Source organism: Flavobacterium ammoniigenes (assembly GCF_020886055.1).
Classification (GTDB): Bacteria; Bacteroidota; Bacteroidia; order Flavobacteriales; family Flavobacteriaceae; genus Flavobacterium; species Flavobacterium ammoniigenes.
This window is the reverse complement of record NZ_AP025184.1, coordinates 626,987-644,397: the sequence shown is the minus strand read 5'-3', so window position 1 is coordinate 644,397 and position 17,411 is coordinate 626,987. Positions and strand designations below refer to the sequence as shown.

At 35.9% G+C, this 17,411-nt stretch carries 16 protein-coding genes; 10 read left to right on the top strand and 6 right to left on the bottom strand.

Annotated elements, in window-relative coordinates:
* Positions 1–15 precede the first annotated feature (15 nt).
* Positions 16–2,196: a ribonuclease R gene (rnr, locus tag LPC21_RS02850; protein ID WP_229318000.1), complete on the bottom strand. Its 2,181-nt coding sequence runs from the start codon at positions 2,194–2,196 to the stop codon at positions 16–18.
* A gap of 810 nt (positions 2,197–3,006) precedes the next feature.
* Between rnr and rpiB the strand changes: the two genes are divergently transcribed.
* On the top strand, positions 3,007–3,438 hold the full coding sequence (gene rpiB, locus LPC21_RS02845; RefSeq protein WP_229317999.1) for a ribose 5-phosphate isomerase B: 432 nt from the start codon (positions 3,007–3,009) through the stop codon (positions 3,436–3,438).
* Here rpiB and LPC21_RS02840 read toward each other — a convergent pair.
* The gene (locus LPC21_RS02840; RefSeq protein ID WP_229317998.1) at positions 3,432–3,713 is read right to left on the bottom strand and encodes a DUF1294 domain-containing protein; all 282 of its coding nucleotides are present in this window, start codon (positions 3,711–3,713) and stop codon (positions 3,432–3,434) included. The two genes, rpiB and LPC21_RS02840, sit on opposite strands and share 7 nt — an antisense overlap.
* Before the next feature lie 57 nt (positions 3,714–3,770).
* Here LPC21_RS02840 and LPC21_RS02835 point away from each other — a divergent pair, with 57 nt between their 5' ends.
* Positions 3,771–5,894: a Tex family protein gene (locus LPC21_RS02835; protein WP_229317997.1), complete on the top strand. Its 2,124-nt coding sequence runs from the start codon at positions 3,771–3,773 to the stop codon at positions 5,892–5,894.
* 56 nt (positions 5,895–5,950) lie between these two features.
* On the opposite strand, the gene tatA is transcribed toward LPC21_RS02835, so the two are convergent.
* Entirely contained in the window at positions 5,951–6,124 is a 174-nt protein-coding gene (tatA, locus tag LPC21_RS02830; RefSeq protein WP_229317996.1) for a twin-arginine translocase TatA/TatE family subunit, read from the bottom strand.
* Positions 6,125–6,336: 212 nt separating this feature from the next.
* Between tatA and LPC21_RS02825 the strand changes: the two genes are divergently transcribed.
* The 5 genes from LPC21_RS02825 (at position 6,337) to purD (ending at position 12,411) form a co-directional block, all read left to right on the top strand.
* Complete coding sequence (locus LPC21_RS02825; protein ID WP_229317995.1) at positions 6,337–6,825, top strand: peptidase; 489 nt, start codon at positions 6,337–6,339, stop codon at positions 6,823–6,825.
* Positions 6,826–6,835: 10 nt separating this feature from the next.
* Complete coding sequence (locus LPC21_RS02820; protein WP_229317994.1) at positions 6,836–8,323, top strand: GH3 auxin-responsive promoter family protein; 1,488 nt, start codon at positions 6,836–6,838, stop codon at positions 8,321–8,323.
* Positions 8,324–8,358: 35 nt separating this feature from the next.
* Positions 8,359–10,035 carry a DUF6909 family protein gene (locus LPC21_RS02815; protein ID WP_229317993.1) on the top strand — a complete coding sequence of 559 codons (1,677 nt, stop codon included), beginning with the start codon at positions 8,359–8,361 and terminating at the stop codon, positions 10,033–10,035.
* Positions 10,036–10,052: 17 nt separating this feature from the next.
* Entirely contained in the window at positions 10,053–11,036 is a 984-nt protein-coding gene (locus tag LPC21_RS02810) for a UDP-glucuronic acid decarboxylase family protein (protein WP_229317992.1), read from the top strand.
* A 100-nt stretch (positions 11,037–11,136) separates the two neighbouring features.
* Positions 11,137–12,411, top strand: a complete 1,275-nt coding sequence (gene purD, locus LPC21_RS02805; RefSeq protein WP_229317991.1) for a phosphoribosylamine--glycine ligase — start codon at positions 11,137–11,139, stop codon at positions 12,409–12,411.
* Between the two features lie 18 nt (positions 12,412–12,429).
* Here the strand turns inward: purD and LPC21_RS02800 are convergent, their stop codons facing one another.
* The gene (locus LPC21_RS02800) at positions 12,430–12,660 is read right to left on the bottom strand and encodes a DUF6341 family protein (protein ID WP_229317990.1); all 231 of its coding nucleotides are present in this window, start codon (positions 12,658–12,660) and stop codon (positions 12,430–12,432) included.
* Between the two features lie 135 nt (positions 12,661–12,795).
* Between LPC21_RS02800 and LPC21_RS02795 the strand changes: the two genes are divergently transcribed.
* Entirely contained in the window at positions 12,796–13,725 is a 930-nt protein-coding gene (locus LPC21_RS02795) for a DUF6427 family protein (protein WP_229317989.1), read from the top strand.
* Here the strand turns inward: LPC21_RS02795 and upp are convergent.
* On the bottom strand, positions 13,720–14,373 hold the full coding sequence (gene upp, locus LPC21_RS02790; RefSeq protein WP_229317988.1) for a uracil phosphoribosyltransferase: 654 nt from the start codon (positions 14,371–14,373) through the stop codon (positions 13,720–13,722). The two genes, LPC21_RS02795 and upp, sit on opposite strands and share 6 nt — an antisense overlap.
* Before the next feature lie 93 nt (positions 14,374–14,466).
* Between upp and LPC21_RS02785 the strand changes: the two genes are divergently transcribed.
* Entirely contained in the window at positions 14,467–15,072 is a 606-nt protein-coding gene (locus LPC21_RS02785; RefSeq protein ID WP_229317987.1) for a DUF4254 domain-containing protein, read from the top strand.
* Between the two features lie 60 nt (positions 15,073–15,132).
* The gene (locus tag LPC21_RS02780; protein ID WP_229317986.1) at positions 15,133–16,137 is read left to right on the top strand and encodes a glycosyltransferase family 9 protein; all 1,005 of its coding nucleotides are present in this window, start codon (positions 15,133–15,135) and stop codon (positions 16,135–16,137) included.
* Between the two features lie 77 nt (positions 16,138–16,214).
* On the opposite strand, the gene LPC21_RS02775 is transcribed toward LPC21_RS02780, so the two are convergent.
* Entirely contained in the window at positions 16,215–17,267 is a 1,053-nt protein-coding gene (locus LPC21_RS02775; protein ID WP_229317985.1) for a ferredoxin--NADP reductase, read from the bottom strand.
* Between the last annotated feature and the right edge of the window lie 144 nt (positions 17,268–17,411).

The following is a 17,411-nucleotide window of genomic DNA, read 5'->3' as shown; positions in this document are numbered from 1 at the left end:
GTAATTTAAATTGACTTATTCGTTTCTTCTGATAAAGTGAAAATCCAATTGTTTTTTTACTAAATCGGCATTTTTTACTTTGACATAAATCTCATCTCCTAATTGTAATAAACCATGAGAAGTAGCACCAACTAACGCATATTGCTTTTCGTCAAAAGTATAATAATCCTCTTTAATATCTCTAATTCGGACCATACCTTCACATTTATTTTCGATAATTTCTACGTAAATTCCCCATTCGGTTACTCCTGAAATTACTCCTAAAAACTCTTGATCTTGATGGTTTTGCATGTATTTAACCTGCATGTATTTAATAGAATCCCGTTCAGCATTGGTAGCTAAACCTTCCATTGTAGATGAGTGTAAACATTTCGCTTCATAACTTTCTTCATCGGCTGATTTTCCTCCATCTAAATAAAATTGCAACAAACGATGCACCATCACATCAGGATATCTACGAATAGGAGAAGTAAAATGGGAATAATAATCAAACGCTAGTCCGTAATGACCAATATTATCCGTAGAATATTTAGCTTTACTCATACTACGAATAGCTAGTGTATCAATTAGATTTTGCTCTTTAGTACCTACAACTTCAGTTAATAAATTGTTTAATGATTTGGAAATATCTCCTTTGTTTCTAAAGTCAATTTTATAACCAAACTTAGCAATAACTGTTTGCATCGCAATCAATTTATCTTCATTAGGCTCATCGTGAATACGATAAATAAACGTTTTCTTTTGTTTACCAATAAACTCAGCCACTTTTCTATTCGCTAGCAACATGAATTCTTCAATCAAATGATTCGCATCTTTTGATATTTTGAAATACACTCCAGCTGGTTCTCCTTCTTGATCTAAATTGAATTTTACTTCTACTTTATCAAACGAAATAGCGCCTTCGTTCATTCTATTTCTACGTAATATTTTAGCTAATTCTTGTAGTTTTAAAGTAGCATCAACAATTGGTTCTGAAACTTGATACGACTCTCCTGTAATAGATATTTCTTGAGGAATAGTATTATCTTTAGTTTCGATAATATATTGCGCCTCTTCGTAAGCAAAACGTTGATCAGAAAAAATAACTGTTCTTCCAAACCATTGATTCATCACTTGAGCTTTTTCATTGATTTCAAATACCGCTGAAAAAGTATATTTTTCTTCTTGAGGTCGTAAAGAACAAGCAAAATTTGACAATACTTCAGGTAACATAGGCACTACTCGATCTACTAAATAGACAGAAGTAGCTCTTTGATAGGCTTCATCATCTAAAATAGTTCCTTCTTCTAAATAAAAAGAAACATCAGCAATATGAATTCCAATTTCATAATTACCGTTTTCTAACTTTTTGAAAGACAACGCATCATCAAAATCTTTTGCATCTTTTGGATCGATGGTAAAAGTCAAAGTATCACGCATATCGCGACGCTTTGCTATTTCAGAGGCTTGAATAGTTGTATCAATTTTTTGAGCATAGGTTTCTACTTCAATAGGAAATTCAGAAGGTAAACCATATTCGGCTAAAATAGCGTGAATTTCAGTGTTATGTTCCCCTGGTTTTCCTAGTACTTTTATCACTTTTCCAAAAGGACTATCAGCTCTTTTAGGCCAATCTTCAATATGAACCAAAACCACATCTCCTTGTTCTGCCTCTCCTATTTTATCTTTTGGAATAAAAATATCAGTATACATTTTTGGATTTGCTGTTGATACAAAAGAAAAATTCTTTTGAATATCAATTACTCCTACAAAATCGGTTTTATTTCTTTCGATAACTTCAATTACTTCACCTTCTGGTCGACGTCCTTTTCTTCGGTTATAGATATACACTTTAACCGTGTCTTTATCTAAAGCTCTATTTAAATTATTAGTTGGAATAAAAACATCTTCTTCTAAATCTGGACAAACAAAATAAGCAGTTTTTCGACCTGTCATATCAATTTTACCTTCGTAATAATCTTGACTAATCGCTTTTACTAAATACTTTCCAGGTTCTGATTCAATGATTGTTTTTTGAGCGGCTAAAATTTTTAAATCTTTTATAATTTGATTTCTACTTTGTGTATCATCTAGATCTAATATAGCTGCTATTTGCTTGTAGTTATATACTTTATTAGCATTTTGAGATAGTATTTTTACAATTTTTTCAGAGTAGGTCTTCTCTTTTTTGAGCGGTTTTCTTAAACGCTTTCCCATAATTTTTTTCTTAAACGCCTAAAATTACAAATAAGAAATTAGATTACCTTTTTTAAAACTCATATTTAGTAAAAATATAACTTTTACTTCACCTCTGTTTTTCTATAAAAATAGTTTTTAATTACTTCAAAGTTGTCAACATCTATTTAAAACAACAAAAAGAAAAGGAAATTAAAATTAATTTTTTAATGGTTATTATAGCGTGTTAATAGTTACTATAAATTTTTTAAAAAAGGATTTGAAATAAAGTTACCCCTAGTTATTTTTAGTTATCAACACCTATTTTTATAGGTAATGATTTAAAAATAAAGACTTTCTTTATTTTAATCAACAGTTGTTTATAACCTAAAATTTATTCTTTTTGTAGATAACTAATTTTTCAAAATCTGTTGATAAACTTCTTTTTTCTATTCATAACTTTTCTAAAAATTAAACAAACTAAATTAGGTTTTTTGAACCCGGTTTTGGATTACATAATTTTTGTTTTCCTCTACCAAAAAGTTCTTATTTTCTATCTTGAGTTATGAACACAATGTGTTAATTTAATGTTAGCTGAAAATCAACAGATTACAAATCACTATTAACAATTCAAAATTTTAACAAATTCGATACTAAATTACAAACGTTATTAAATAAATTATAAAGTATTATAAATATGGTTTTTAGCAACTAGTTGTTTCACTGCTATTTAGAATGCTGTTTACTAAAACAGCTTTTCACCTTAAAAAGAAACAAAGAAACCACACTATTTATGAATTCTAACTCAAAATCTTTCCTTATTTTTGAACACGAATTTAACATACAACAATCATGAAAATTTCTATTGGAAACGACCACGCTGGCCCTGAGTATAAAAAAGCAATTGTGGCTATGCTTGAAGCAAAAGGACACCAAATCATTAATTACGGAACCGATTCTTTCGACGCGGTAGATTATCCAGATATGGCGCATCCAGTTGCTCAAGATGTAGAAGAAGGAAAAGCTGATTTTGGAATCGTGATTTGTGGAAGCGGAAACGGAATTGCCATGACGGTAAACAAACATCAAAAAGTGCGTGCCGCTTTGTGTTGGATGAAAGAAATCGCAGCTTTAGCACGTTTACACAATGATGCGAATGTGATCAGTATTCCGGCTCGTTATACTTCTATTCCGCAAGCAGTAGAAATGGTTGAAACGTTTTTAAATACTGAATTTGAAGGTGGAAGACACCAAAACCGCGTGAACAAAATCGCTTGTCAATAAACACGAATAACTTCATAATAATAGAGCACTAGCCCTATTAAAATTTGAAATAAAACAACACCATACAACTTCCAAAGGAAACTTCTTTTGGAAGTTTTGTGTTTAAATACCCACATTCCAATTCCCCCACCTATACTTCCTCCAAACAAACACCATATTAACAAGGTGGTTTCAGGAATTCTTCTTTTTCGGTTTCGAGCGGCATTTTTGTCGAACCCTATCAAGATGAAACAAATCAAAGAAACCAGTAAAAAATAAAAATATATAAGCGGCATGAGAGTAGATATCTGAGGTAAAGATATTATTTTCGTGACGTATTATATTTACTATTCATGACCAACATTCAATTCATAGGAAAATCAGTAGCGACTGCGGCGATCAATATTCAAAAAACGGTTCAACTATTAAACGAAGATTGCACCATCCCATTTATTTCTAGGTACCGAAAAGACCAAACAGGGAATTTAGACGAGGTGGTAATTGAGCAAATTGCCAAACTCAATAAGCAGTACGACGAATTAATCAAACGCAAAGAAAGTATTCTTAAAACCATTGAGGAGCAAGGACAACTTTCTCCTGAATTAGCAAAAAAACTTCAAGACAGTTTCGATTTACAAGAGTTGGAAGATTTGTATTTGCCATTTAAAAAGAAGAAAAAAACCAAGGCCGATGTGGCGCGAGAAAATGGTCTAGAGGCTTTGGCAACTATTATTTTCGCACAAAAAAACGACGCCATTGATTTTATTTCGACACAGTACATCAATGAAAATGTTATCAACGAAGAAGCTGCCTTGCAAGGCGCACGTGATATTATTGCTGAATGGATTAATGAAAACATTCATGTTCGTCAACAATTGCGACGCTTGTTTCAGCGACAAGCTACGATTACCACTAAGGTGGTTAAAACCAAAAAAGACGACGAGGCGGCTCAAAAATTCACACAATATTTCGACTGGTCAGAATTGTTAATCAAAACTCCCCCGCACCGATTGATGGCGATGCTGCGAGCCGAAAACGAAGGTTTTGTCAAGCTAAAAATAGAGGTAGATATCGATGAGGCTTACGACATTATTGACGAATTGGTTTTAAAAGCGCAAAACTATACCACGCCCCACATTCAACTAGCGATTGAAGACAGTTACAAACGTTTGTTGCTTCCTGCTATTGCGAACCAAACCTTACAAGAAGCTAAGGCTAAAGCCGATGCCAATTCTATTCAGGTTTTTGCAACCAATCTTAGTCAGCTTTTACTTGCACCGCCTTTGGGTGAAAAACGAATTTTAGCGATTGATCCAGGCTATCGTTCGGGATGTAAAATAGTGTGTTTGGACGAAAAAGGCGATCTGTTGTACAACGAAACGATTTACCCACACGCACCTCAAAATGAAGACGCCATGGCGATGAAAAAAATCCGCTCCATGGTCAATTCTTATAAAATTGATGCGATAGCTATTGGCAACGGAACCGCTTCCCGAGAAACCGAATTTTTTGTCAAAAAAATTGCTTTTGACAAAGAGGTTCAAGTTTTTGTGGTTTCTGAGGCAGGCGCTTCGGTCTATTCGGCATCAAAAATCGCCCGCGAAGAATTCCCTAATTACGATGTTACCGTTCGAGGGTCGGTTTCTATTGGGCGACGACTAAGTGATCCTTTGGCAGAGCTGGTTAAGATTGACCCAAAAGCCATTGGCGTAGGCCAATACCAACACGACGTGGATCAAAATAAATTAAAAGAAGAATTGGATGTTACTGTAATTCGTTGTGTAAACTCGGTAGGAATCAACATCAATACAGCGAGCAAACATTTATTGAGTTATGTGAGTGGAATAGGAGAGAAGCTAGCCGAAAACATTGTGCAATACCGTTCCGAAAACGGCCCGTTTAACGACCGAAAACAATTAAAAAAGGTGCCTCGCTTGGGCGAAAAAGCCTTCCAACAAGGCGCGGCCTTTATCCGAATTAAAGACGGAAAAAATCCGTTGGATAATTCGGCAGTGCATCCAGAAGCCTATCTCATTGTAGAAAAAATAGCCAAAGATTTAAAGCTTTCGGTCCAAGAATTAATTGGAAACAAAGAGAAAACAGCCTTAATTAAAGCAGAAAATTATACTACGCCAGAAATAGGAATTTTAACTTTGAAAGACATTATTAAAGAACTAGAAAAACCAGGTTTAGACCCTAGAAAATCAGCTAAGGTTTTTGAGTTTGACCCGAATGTAAAATCGATTAAAGACTTGAAATCAGGAATGATTTTACCAGGCATTGTGAATAACATTACCAACTTTGGTTGTTTCGTAGATATCGGAATTAAAGAAAGTGGTTTGGTTCATATTTCCCAACTCAAAGCGGGTTTTGTAAGCGATGTAAACGAAGTAGTCAAATTACACCAACATGTTGAGGTAAAAGTGACTGAGGTCGACGAGGATCGAAAACGCATTCAATTAACAATGATATTATAAAAACAAAAAAACCCAAGTTGATTAACTTGGGTTTTTTTATTAGAATGTCTAAAAAATTACTCTTTAGTATCTTCTTCTTTCTTTGCAGATGAATCGTCTTTAGCAGCGTTTTTAAATTCTTTAATTCCGCTTCCTAAACCTTTCATAAGTTCTGGAATTTTTTTACCTCCAAAAAGCAATAATACAACTGCTAAAATAACAAGGATTTCTGTAACACCTAATCTTCCCATGATTTACTATTTTAATGCCGAAGCAAATTTGTTTTTTAATGAAGTACAAATGTATATAGAATTAGTGAATGGCAATTCTTTTTTCACGAATTATTTGTTTTTAAATGCGTTAAAATTCTATTAAAATGAGACAAAACAGCATTTGTTCCTTCATATTATAGCCATAGCATAAAGCGTTTAATTGTTTATATTTGTTCAATAAACTAAAATCCATGTTTGATAAAAGGCTCTTTAAACAACAATTAAAAGAAAATCTGTTCAACAAAAGGCGTTTGATTATTTTGAACGAAGACACTTTTGAAGAAACTTTTTCGTTAAAATTGACCTTGATGAATGTTTTTGTGGTCTTGGGTTTAGGGGCTATTTTCATCATTTTTGTTACTACTTTTATCATCGCTTTTACTCCATTACGCGAGTTTATTCCCGGCTATTCCTCTTCTAAACTAAAAATAGCCGCTACAGAACTTGCTTTAAAATCGGATTCATTAACACGGGCAATAGAATACAATGAAGCCTATATCAAATCGCTAAAAAAAGTATTGACGGGCGAATTAGAATTTGCCAAATTCAATAAAGATTCGATCCTATCTTCTGTAGAAAAAAACCAAATAGAGGGTGATTTGTCGGCCTCAAAAGAAGAATTAGAATTGCGAAAACAAGTAAATAAAGAAGAGGAACAATCTTCACAAAAGAAAAAATAAATCCCGTTCCATGTCTATAAAATCAATTGCAGCCCGGTTATTTGCAAGTCAAGTAGTCAAAAAAACCAAAGCCTGGTCATCTAATTCAGTTGCGACCCAAAACAAAGTTTTCCAAGAATTAATTCGTCAAGCGAAAAACACGCAATTTGGAAAAGACCATCATTTTGAACAAATACAAACTCCGTCTGATTTTGCTCAACAAGTTCCTGTTCGTGATTACGAACAATTAAAACCCTATGTTGATCGCGTGGTGAAAGGCGAGGAGAACGTACTTTGGAAAGGCAAACCGTTGTATTTTGCTAAAACTTCAGGAACTACCTCGGGAGCCAAATACATTCCGCTGACCAAGGAATCCATGCCGTATCATATCGAGGCAGCTCGTAATGCTATTTTACATTACATTCACGAAACAGGCAAGGCTGATTTTGTAGATGGTAAAATGATTTTCTTGCAAGGCAGCCCGATTTTGGAAGAAAAAAACGGAATTAATCTTGGCCGTTTGTCAGGAATTGTAGCGCATTTTGTTCCAAAATATTTACAAAAAAACCGCATGCCTTCATGGGAAACCAATTGTATTGAAGATTGGGAAACCAAAGTCAACGCTATTGTGGAAGAAACATTCAACGAAAACATGTCGGTCATTTCTGGAATTCCGTCTTGGGTTCAAATGTATTTCGAAAAACTACAACAAAAAGCCAATAAGCCTGTTGGAGACATTTTCCCCAATTTCAATTTGTTTATTTATGGCGGGGTCAATTACGAACCGTACCGTGCTAAATTTGAAAATTTAATAGGTCGAAAAGTCGATTCAATTGAACTTTTCCCTGCTTCTGAAGGGTTTTTTGCCTACCAAGATTCCCAAAAAGAGAAAGGCATGTTGTTGTTATTGAATTCCGGAATTTTCTATGAATTTATTAAGAGCGAGGAATTTTCTGCCGAAAACCCTCGTCGTTATACCATTGGCGAAGTCGAATTGGGGGTGAATTACGTTTTAATTCTATCAACTAATGCGGGCCTTTGGGGTTATAATATTGGCGACACGGTTCAATTTACCAGTTTAGCACCTTATCGAGTAGTGGTTTCGGGCCGAATCAAACATTATATTTCCGCTTTTGGCGAACATGTGATTGGCAAAGAGGTAGAAAGCGCTTTGCAAGAAGCTATGGAAGGGACATCAATTCGCGTTAATGAATTTACAGTCGCGCCTCAAATTAACCCAACCGAAGGATTGCCTTACCATGAATGGCTAATTGAATTTGAAAACGCCCCCGATAATTTAGCTGTATTTGCATTACAAATTGACGATGCGATGCGCAAGCAAAATGTCTATTATGACGATTTAATTGTGGGGAATGTTTTGCGGCCATTGGTAATTACCAACGTCTCAAAAAACGGTTTTCAAGACTATATGAAATCGATCGGGAAATTAGGAGGGCAGAACAAAATCCCGCGACTGTCAAACGATAGAAAAATAGCCGATGCGCTAAACCCAAAATAAATCTAGTATCTTTGCGGGTTAAATAATAGAAAAGTATGGATACTAAAAACATTTCGCGCTCACGAGCGCAAGAGTCGTCAGCAGCTATTGAACGACTGTACATTACCATGAGGCATTTATTCAACCGCGGTTTTTACAAGCCGATGGGAGTTTCTGGAGACACTTTACGAGAAGCTTTATTAGCTTTACGCCCAGAAATTTACGGAAACATTGCCGATGAAAAAGTAGAACTTAACGGACTCTTGTACGTTATTGAACGCCTCCCAATTGGAATCGAAGAATGCCGATTCATCAACCTGACTTCAGAAGAAGGTTATGCAAAATCGCACTTCAAAGCGATTGTTCCTCCCAAAAGACGCCGTAATTGCTATCGTATTGACGAAGACCAAATGAACGTAGTGATTACTCGTGGTCGTTCCGATATTTATGATATTTTGACCCACCTGACTTTCATTTTTATTGAATCGCACAAGATCAAAAACAGAGTGTTGTTGGACGAAGCAGGAGAGGTATCACACGATTGGAAAAAATTAGAAATTGCCGTTCAGCACAATAAAAAACTAACTCAAGTAGAGAAAGAAAAAGCGATTTCTCATACTGCTAATATTTTGGGCAGAACTTTTGAAGAAATTTTAGACATCTATGATGCCTTTGGCTCAGCGACAACTCCAGATCGATTTTTACACGTTATTTATTGGTTAGGAAAATTAGCCATCGAAGAAATGGTTGAAAATAACAAACGCACCATTACGTTCAGCCCAGTGTTGAGAGAGCGTTTGGGACACCATATTCATGGAGAGATTTGGGCGACCAATATCAAAGAAGTTTTAAAAGAAAACAATTTATTAGGCAGACCTATCCACGTGATTAGTGCCAATATGCACTCGGTGATGAACTCTATTTTTGCGGTTCCTGCCCTGAAAACGAAATTCAAAAACCAAACCGATTTCTTTATTTATGAGGAATTAAGTAAATCAGGTGCGAATGAAGTTCGCGATCTAGTCGAAGCGATTGCCTTGAAACAAGGGATGATTTCGCTACCCGACACTTCAGGAACGAATATCGATGTACAAATTTTTGACACGGCTAAAATAGATTGGAGCAAAACATCTTTCCCAAAAGCTGATTTAGGCGAAGAAAAACCCGTAATAATTGTTATGGATTACGCCTTTGGCGAGCAAGCCTACGAAACGATAGACGAGTTGTTCAAACCGTACAAAAAAGATACCTTCTTGAACGCCCAGTCGATTTCAATTATGGGAAAGGCCGGAATTTTAGAAGGAGGCAAGGGAGATATTATGATTCCGAATGCCCATATCAATGAAGGAACGGCAGATAATTACTTTTTTGAAAATGAATTAACTGCCGATATGTTTGAAGGCAATGACATTGCTGTTTTTGCAGGACCCATGGTCACGGTTTTGGGGACCTCATTGCAAAACAGGGATTTGTTGCAATTTTTCCACGAATCGACTTGGAGAGCCATCGGATTAGAAATGGAAGGCGCCTATTATCAAAAAGCCATTCAATCGGCTTCGAGAATTAGAAAAAGCGTACCCAAAGACATCAAAGTGCGCTATGCTTATTATGCTTCAGATAATCCACTAGAAACCGGAAGCACATTGGCTTCAGGAGGTTTAGGGACTACAGGAGTAAAACCAACTTATTTGATTACGATCAAAATTTTGGAACAAATTTTTAATGTAAAATAAGGCAATACCAATTTACTATGAAACGAATATTGATAACAGGAGCGGCGGGATTTTTAGGGTCGCATCTTTGTGACCGATTTATCAAAGAAGGCTATTTTGTTATCGGGATGGACAATTTGATTACGGGCGATTTGAAAAATATCGAGCATTTATTCAAGCTTGAAAACTTCGAATTCTACCACCATGACATTACTAAATTTGTTCACGTTCCAGGAAAGTTAGATTATATTTTGCATTTTGCTTCGCCAGCAAGTCCAATCGATTATTTGAAAATTCCAATTCAAACCTTAAAAGTAGGTTCGCTTGGCACTCATAATTTGTTGGGATTGGCACGCGTAAAAAAAGCACGCATATTAATTGCTTCGACTTCTGAAGTCTATGGCGATCCTTTGGTGCACCCACAAACCGAAGAATACTACGGCAACGTAAATACAATAGGTCCAAGAGGCGTGTATGACGAAGCCAAACGTTTCCAAGAATCGATTACTATGGCGTACCATACTTTTCATGGTGTAGAAACTCGAATTGTTCGAATTTTTAACACTTACGGACCAAGAATGCGCCTCAACGACGGACGCGTAATCCCGGCTTTTATAGGGCAAGCCATCCGCGGAGAGGATTTAACCATTTTTGGCGACGGGATGCAAACGCGTTCGTTTTGTTATGTGGACGATCAGGTGGAAGGAATTTACAGACTCTTGCATTCTGACTATGTGTATCCGGTGAATATTGGAAATCCAGACGAAATTACCATCAAGGATTTCGCTGAAGAAATCATCAAATTAACAGGCACCAATCAAAAAGTGGTGTATCATCCGCTGCCCATAAACGATCCTTTACAGCGTCAACCCGACATTAGCAAAGCCAAAGAATTATTAGGATGGGAAGCCAAAGTGGGCCGTGCCGAAGGAATGAAAATTACCTATGAGTATTTCAAATCCCTTTCTCCGGAAGAATTGTCAAAAGAGGAACACAAAGATTTTTCGAATTATATTAAATAACTATTGATTTGGCTTTTCGAACAAGAATAATTTTTAAAAATTAATTATAATTTCCGTTCAAAAGCCATTATTTTTGCACCACAACTAATACAACTACAACATGACTATTTTACTATTGGGTTCAGGCGGAAGAGAACATGCATTTGCATGGAAAATGATTCAAAGTCCGCTTTGCGACACCCTTTTTGTAGCACCCGGAAATGCGGGAACTGCAGCAATAGCCAATAATATAAACATCAACCCAACTGATTTTCCTGCTATCAAAGACTTTGTCTTGAAAGAAAAAGTGGAAATGGTTGTGGTTGGTCCAGAAGATCCATTGGTAAAAGGAATTTATGATTTCTTCTTGAACGATGCCGACTTAAAAGAGATACCTGTAATTGGGCCCTCAACTATTGGTGCACAATTAGAAGGAAGTAAAGAATTTGCTAAAGAATTCTTATTCAGGCACAATATCCCAACAGCCGCTTACGATAGTTTTACTGCCGAAACAGTGGAACAAGGTTGCCAATTTTTAGAAACACTACAACCTCCGTATGTATTGAAAGCAGATGGTTTGGCTGCCGGAAAAGGCGTGTTAATTATTCAAGATTTGGCAGAAGCCAAAGAAGAATTGCGCAATATGTTGGTGCACCAAAAATTTGGATCTGCTAGCGCCAAAGTAGTAATCGAAGAATTCTTAGACGGAATTGAATTGAGTTGTTTCGTTTTGACCGACGGGAAGAGCTATAAAATTTTACCAACAGCCAAAGATTACAAACGTATTGGCGAAGGCGACACCGGCCTAAACACAGGCGGTATGGGAGCAGTTTCTCCGGTTCCTTATGTTGACGCCATTTTGATGGAAAAAATCGAAAGCCGCATTGTAAAACCAACTATTAACGGATTTCAAAAAGACGGGATTCCGTACAAAGGATTCGTTTTTATTGGGTTAATCAATGTAAAGGGAGAGCCTATCGTGATTGAATACAATGTGCGAATGGGCGATCCAGAAACTGAAGTGGTCATTCCAAGATTGAAAACCGATTTAGTCGAATTATTTTTGGCGGTAGCCAATGAAAAGCTAGACCAAATTGCGTTAGAAGTTGACCAAAGAAGCGCTACAACGATTATGGTAGTTTCAGGAGGTTATCCAGAAGAATTTGAAAAAGGAAAAGTCATTACAGGACTAGAAAATATAACCGATTCGATTGTGTTTCACGCAGGAACGAAATTAGAAAACAATCAAGTGGTATCCAATGGAGGACGTGTATTAACCGTGACTTCGTATGGCGATAACTTTGAAGAAGCCATAAAAAAATCTTACCAAAATATCGCTAAGCTTCAATTTGATAAGATGTATTTTAGAAGAGATATTGGAAACGACTTAAAGTAGTTTCCAATATTTTTTTTATTATTTCAAGAATGAATGTGCAGTAGTATCTTGATTTTCTGTACCTGCTTCGTCAAAAATTTGTAATTGTTTGATCCAATAAACAATAGCAGCAGCACAAACGATCATAAAGATCCAGTTGATTGCATTAGCAGCAGTCCATGAAGACAACTCTAAAGATCTTAAAAAATCAAGTGGAGCAAATAACACATCTACAAATAAAAATTGAATTCCTTCGAAAAATGATTTCATAATGATATAAAATTATAGTTTTATTTAGCGTTTGAGTAAGTACTTTAAAAAGAAAGCTATTTTGAAAACGAATCTTTTTTGAACTTGTTTTAAACAAGTAGTATATTTACCGAGACAAAAGTATAAAATATCCTTATGATTGCAAGTGTTTTTAAAAAATCTACACCATTAAATTATGCTTTAATTGTATTTTTAGTGTTGTTTTTCTTTTTTATCTACCAAATTCAAGATACTTCTTGGATGTCATCGGTTGTTTTACTGCTAAAAAAAGGATTTACTTTTCTAGTTATTTTAGCTTCTGTTTTCTTGACAAGTTTTATTGGAAAACGCAATGGATTGACTAAAGACAGCAGTTATACTGCGGTTTTTTTCATCTTACTTTTGTTGTTTTTCCCTTCTATTTTGAACAATTTAAATATTTTGTTGGCTAATTTTTTTGTTTTATTAGCCCTGCGCCGTTTGATTTCGTTGCAGTCCATGAAAGCCTCTAAAGAAAAAATATTTGATGCTTCTTTGTGGATCATTTTAGCATCGCTTTTTCATTTTTGGGCCATTTTGTTCTTGATATTAGTTTTTATTTCGATTATTTTATTGGTTTCAAGAGATTATACGAATTGGGTTTTGCCTTTTGTTGCCTTATTTGCCGTAGGAATTTTGTTTGCGTTTTTCACTTCTTTTTTCGGAATCAATACTTTGGAATATTTAAATAAAAGCACGCAAGTAGATCTAGCACTTGATTATTTTGCGAATTCCAATCAAAACCTAGCCTTTTCAATTTATGTTTCGGTCGCCTTGTTTTTTGTGTTTTCGATGTTTATTTCGTTATCGCATCGTCCATCAATGACACAAACTTCCTATAAAAAAATGGTCGCTTCCTTTTTTATTGGTGTCATTGTTTTTGTGCTTTCTGCAAATAAAAGCAGTGATTTTTTAGTGTTTACTATCGCTCCTTTGGCCATTTTAGCAAGCGCGCACCTTGAGTATTCTCAAACCAGATTCAAGCAAGAAATAGCGTTTGGATTAGTACTGCTGTGTAGCTTATTTTCCTTTGTGGGCCAATTATAATTTTATACCGTATGCCAAATCCCCTGCATCTCCTAATCCAGGGACAATATAGCTGTGTTCGTTGAGATGATCGTCTATTGAAGCAATCCAAAGATGGCAATTATCAGGGAGTTCCGCTTCTAAATGTGCAATTCCTTCAGGCGCGGCAATCACGACTGCTATATGAATTATAGCAGGAGCGCCTCTTTCCATTAATTGTTTAAATACGGCTACTATAGATTGGCCAGTAGCCAACATTGGATCTACAATTACAACCGTTTTATTAGTAATATCTGCAACCGCTTGGTACTGTACTATGATTTCGAAAAAATCATCGTTATTAGGATGGTGGCGGTAAGCCGAAATAAATCCGTTTTCGGCAGCGTCAAAATAGTTTAAGAACCCATTGTGTAGTGTTAAACCTGCCCTAAGAATTGAGCAAATCACCAATGAATTTTTTATATACTGCGTTGCTTTTGTTCCTAACGGAGTTGGAATTACAACTGCTTGATAGTCCAAATTTTTACTCAGTTCATAGGCCATAATTTCACCAATGCGCTCCATGTTTTTTCTAAAACGGAGGCTATCGTTGTGGATATTGACATCGCGAATTTGACCCAAGAAATGATTTAGAACACTATTATTTTCCGACAGATGATGAATTTGCATACTTTCAATTTTGAGTATTTAGGCAAAACTTTAATCGTTTTTCCATCCTATAAATGTATAAAAAAGTATCTTTGTCTTTCAATTTACTAAGAGATGTTTTCAAAATTAGCCTATTCTGTATTCGAAAAAAGTATCCAAGATTATCATCAATTTGATAACGTGGACCAACCCATCAATAATCCTTTTCCTAAGGACCAATTCGAACATTTATTGTACCTAAAAAATTGGATCGATACGGTGCAATGGCATTTTGAAGATATTATTCGCGACCCGAATATTGATCCCGTGGCGGCTTTGACTTTGAAAAGACGAATTGACGCTTCGAATCAGGAACGCACCGATATGGTGGAATACATTGACAGTTATTTTCTTCAAAAATACAGTCATGTAAATGCCAAACCAGAAGCTAAAATCAACTCTGAAAGTCCCGCTTGGGCTTTTGACCGTTTGTCTATTTTGGCACTGAAAATTTACCATATGCAAGAGGAGGTAAGTCGTCCCGATGCATCGCAAGAACACAAAGACAAATGCCAAGAAAAACTCAATATTTTATTGGAACAAAGAACGGATTTGTCGACAGCCATTGACGATTTGTTGGCGGATATCGAAAACGGAAATAAATTCATGAAAGTGTACAAACAAATGAAAATGTACAATGATGATGATTTGAATCCGGTGCTTTACCAAAACAAAAAGTAATCTACAGACAATAATTTGTCACACAAAATTCAACATATAGCCGTCATAAGACTTTCCGCAATGGGAGATGTCGCCATGACGGTTCCTGTTGTAAGGGCGTTGGCAAACCAATATCCCGAGCTAAAAATAACAGTAATTTCACGTTCGTTTTTCCAGCCTTTTTATAATGGAATTCCGAATCTTCATTTTTTTCATTTTGACGAAAAAGAACGTCACAAAGGAATTGTAGGATTGTGGCGTTTGTTTCAAGATTTGAAATCTTTTAATATCGATGCTTTTGCCGATTTACACAATGTGTTGCGTTCCAAAGTACTTCGCACTTTATTCTCTTTAAGCGGTAAAAAAACAGCTTTTGTAGACAAAGGACGCGCTGAGAAAAAAGCACTAACACGTGTTGAAAATAAAATTTTCCAACCCTTAACCACCATGTTTGATAGACACCAATTGGTTTTTGAAGCCTTGGGGTTTCCAATCGATTTGTCTCGACCTCAATTTCCTGAAAAAGCAAAAATTTCCCAATCTGAATTAGCTACCATTGTGTCTCAATCCAATACGGTAATTGGGATTGCGCCTTTTGCCCAATACGATTCTAAAGTGTATCCGCTAGATTTAATGCAGGAAGTAATTGACGCATTGGCAAGCCATAAAAACAGCACTATTTTCCTCTTTGGCGGCGGCCAAAAAGAAAAAGAACAATTGCAGTCACTCGTTGGAAACAAAACGAATGTTTTGAATATGGCGGGAAAGATACCGTTTCAAGAAGAATTAAATTTGATCAGTAATCTAGACGTGATGCTATCCATGGATTCGGGCAACGGACATATTGCCGCCATTTTGGGTATTCCGGTGGTGACACTTTGGGGCGCTACTCATCCGTTTGCCGGATTTTTACCGTTTAATCAATCGTTAGACAACGCTTTGGTTTCCGACAGAAACCAATACCCAAACCTACCTACTTCGGTGTACGGGAATAAAAGAGTAGCGGGATATGAAAACGCCATGCGAACCATTCTTCCGGAGCAAGTGGTGGCTCGAATGGAAGATGTTCTTAGGAGTAAAAAATAAAAAACGAGAAGCAATCACTTCTCGTTTTTTTATATATCAATTGTAAACTTTGCGACTTTGTGCCTTTGCGGCAAAAATTAAACATCATCAAAATCTACTCGAATTGTAGCCGAAGTAGGATGCGCTTGACAAGTCAATATCAGTCCGTCAGCCACTTCTTTTTCGGAAAGAATAGAGTTCTTAGTCATTTCGGCAGTTCCTTCAGTAACGCGCGCTAAACAACTACTGCAAATTCCGCCTTGACAAGAATACGGAGCATCAATACCTTGTTTTAAAGCAGCATCCAAGATGGTTTGTTTTGCCGACATTTCAAAAGTAGTTTCCTCATCATCTACCATTACGGTAATTTGAGCATGTCCATCTAAGGATTGTTCGATAGTGTTTTCTTTAGTGGAACTAGAAAATAATTCAAACTTGATATCCGATTCTTTAACATTTTTTTCTTTCAAAGCATCAGAAACGGTGTTGATCATTTCTTCAGGTCCACACAAATAGAACTTGTCAAAATCCAAACTCGCGTGTTTTTCTTTCAAGATATAATTCACGGTAGTTTTGTCTATACGTCCAGACAAAGCTCCGTCTGCTTTCGCTTGGCTATACACATATTGAACAAATAATCGTCCAACAAATTGCGATTGTAAATCCTGTAATTCTTGGTGGAAAATAGTGTCTTCTGGCGATTTGTTTCCGTATACCAAAACAAAAGTGCTTTTTGGTTCGTTTTGCAAAACCGATTTCAAAATAGAAAGAGCAGGAGTAATACCGCTACCGGCCACAAAAGCAGCATAATTGCGTTGGCGATCAGCCTGAGGTTCAAAGGTGAATTTTCCTTCTGGTTTTCCTACTTCAAGGACATCACCTGCTTTGAGCTTGGTATTGGCAAACTGCGAAAAAAGCCCGTTAGAAACCGCTTTTACCGCAATGCGTAATTCGCCACTATGAGGTGCTGAACAAATCGAATAGGCGCGACGGATTTCTTGATTATCCAATGTCAATTTCAGGTTAATGTATTGACCGGCAATAAAAGTATATTGGGATTGTAATTCTTCTGGGACTGAAAAAAGAATGGAAACAGCGTCTTTGGTTTCGCGTTTTACTTCTTTAATAATTAATTTTAAAAAGGAAGACATAATTGTAATTTTTGGCAAATATACTAAACTAGGGTGTTTTTAGAAAATGATAATAATCAGGTTTGTAATAGTAATTATAAAAATCAAATTATAAAATCAATTTCAGTTTCAAAGAATAATCTTAATTTTACCCAACTATATACT

What these genes read in the sequence shown, in the direction of transcription:
- LPC21_RS02820 (WP_229317994.1), top strand. Translation starts at nt 6,836, where the DNA reads ATGTCTATAAAATCAATTGCAGCCCGGTTATTTGCAAGTCAAGTAGTC.
- LPC21_RS02780 (WP_229317986.1), top strand. Translation starts at nt 15,133, where the DNA reads ATGGGAGATGTCGCCATGACGGTTCCTGTTGTAAGGGCGTTGGCAAAC.
- LPC21_RS02840 (WP_229317998.1), bottom strand. Translation starts at nt 3,713, where the DNA reads ATGCCGCTTATATATTTTTATTTTTTACTGGTTTCTTTGATTTGTTTC.
- upp (WP_229317988.1), bottom strand. Translation starts at nt 14,373, where the DNA reads ATGCAAATTCATCATCTGTCGGAAAATAATAGTGTTCTAAATCATTTC.
- LPC21_RS02815 (WP_229317993.1), top strand. Translation starts at nt 8,359, where the DNA reads ATGGATACTAAAAACATTTCGCGCTCACGAGCGCAAGAGTCGTCAGCA.
- purD (WP_229317991.1), top strand. Translation starts at nt 11,137, where the DNA reads ATGACTATTTTACTATTGGGTTCAGGCGGAAGAGAACATGCATTTGCA.
- rpiB (WP_229317999.1), top strand. Translation starts at nt 3,007, where the DNA reads ATGAAAATTTCTATTGGAAACGACCACGCTGGCCCTGAGTATAAAAAA.
- LPC21_RS02800 (WP_229317990.1), bottom strand. Translation starts at nt 12,660, where the DNA reads ATGAAATCATTTTTCGAAGGAATTCAATTTTTATTTGTAGATGTGTTA.
- tatA (WP_229317996.1), bottom strand. Translation starts at nt 6,124, where the DNA reads ATGGGAAGATTAGGTGTTACAGAAATCCTTGTTATTTTAGCAGTTGTA.
- rnr (WP_229318000.1), bottom strand. Translation starts at nt 2,196, where the DNA reads ATGGGAAAGCGTTTAAGAAAACCGCTCAAAAAAGAGAAGACCTACTCT.
- LPC21_RS02835 (WP_229317997.1), top strand. Translation starts at nt 3,771, where the DNA reads ATGACCAACATTCAATTCATAGGAAAATCAGTAGCGACTGCGGCGATC.
- LPC21_RS02775 (WP_229317985.1), bottom strand. Translation starts at nt 17,267, where the DNA reads ATGTCTTCCTTTTTAAAATTAATTATTAAAGAAGTAAAACGCGAAACC.
- LPC21_RS02795 (WP_229317989.1), top strand. Translation starts at nt 12,796, where the DNA reads ATGATTGCAAGTGTTTTTAAAAAATCTACACCATTAAATTATGCTTTA.
- LPC21_RS02810 (WP_229317992.1), top strand. Translation starts at nt 10,053, where the DNA reads ATGAAACGAATATTGATAACAGGAGCGGCGGGATTTTTAGGGTCGCAT.
- LPC21_RS02785 (WP_229317987.1), top strand. Translation starts at nt 14,467, where the DNA reads ATGTTTTCAAAATTAGCCTATTCTGTATTCGAAAAAAGTATCCAAGAT.
- LPC21_RS02825 (WP_229317995.1), top strand. Translation starts at nt 6,337, where the DNA reads ATGTTTGATAAAAGGCTCTTTAAACAACAATTAAAAGAAAATCTGTTC.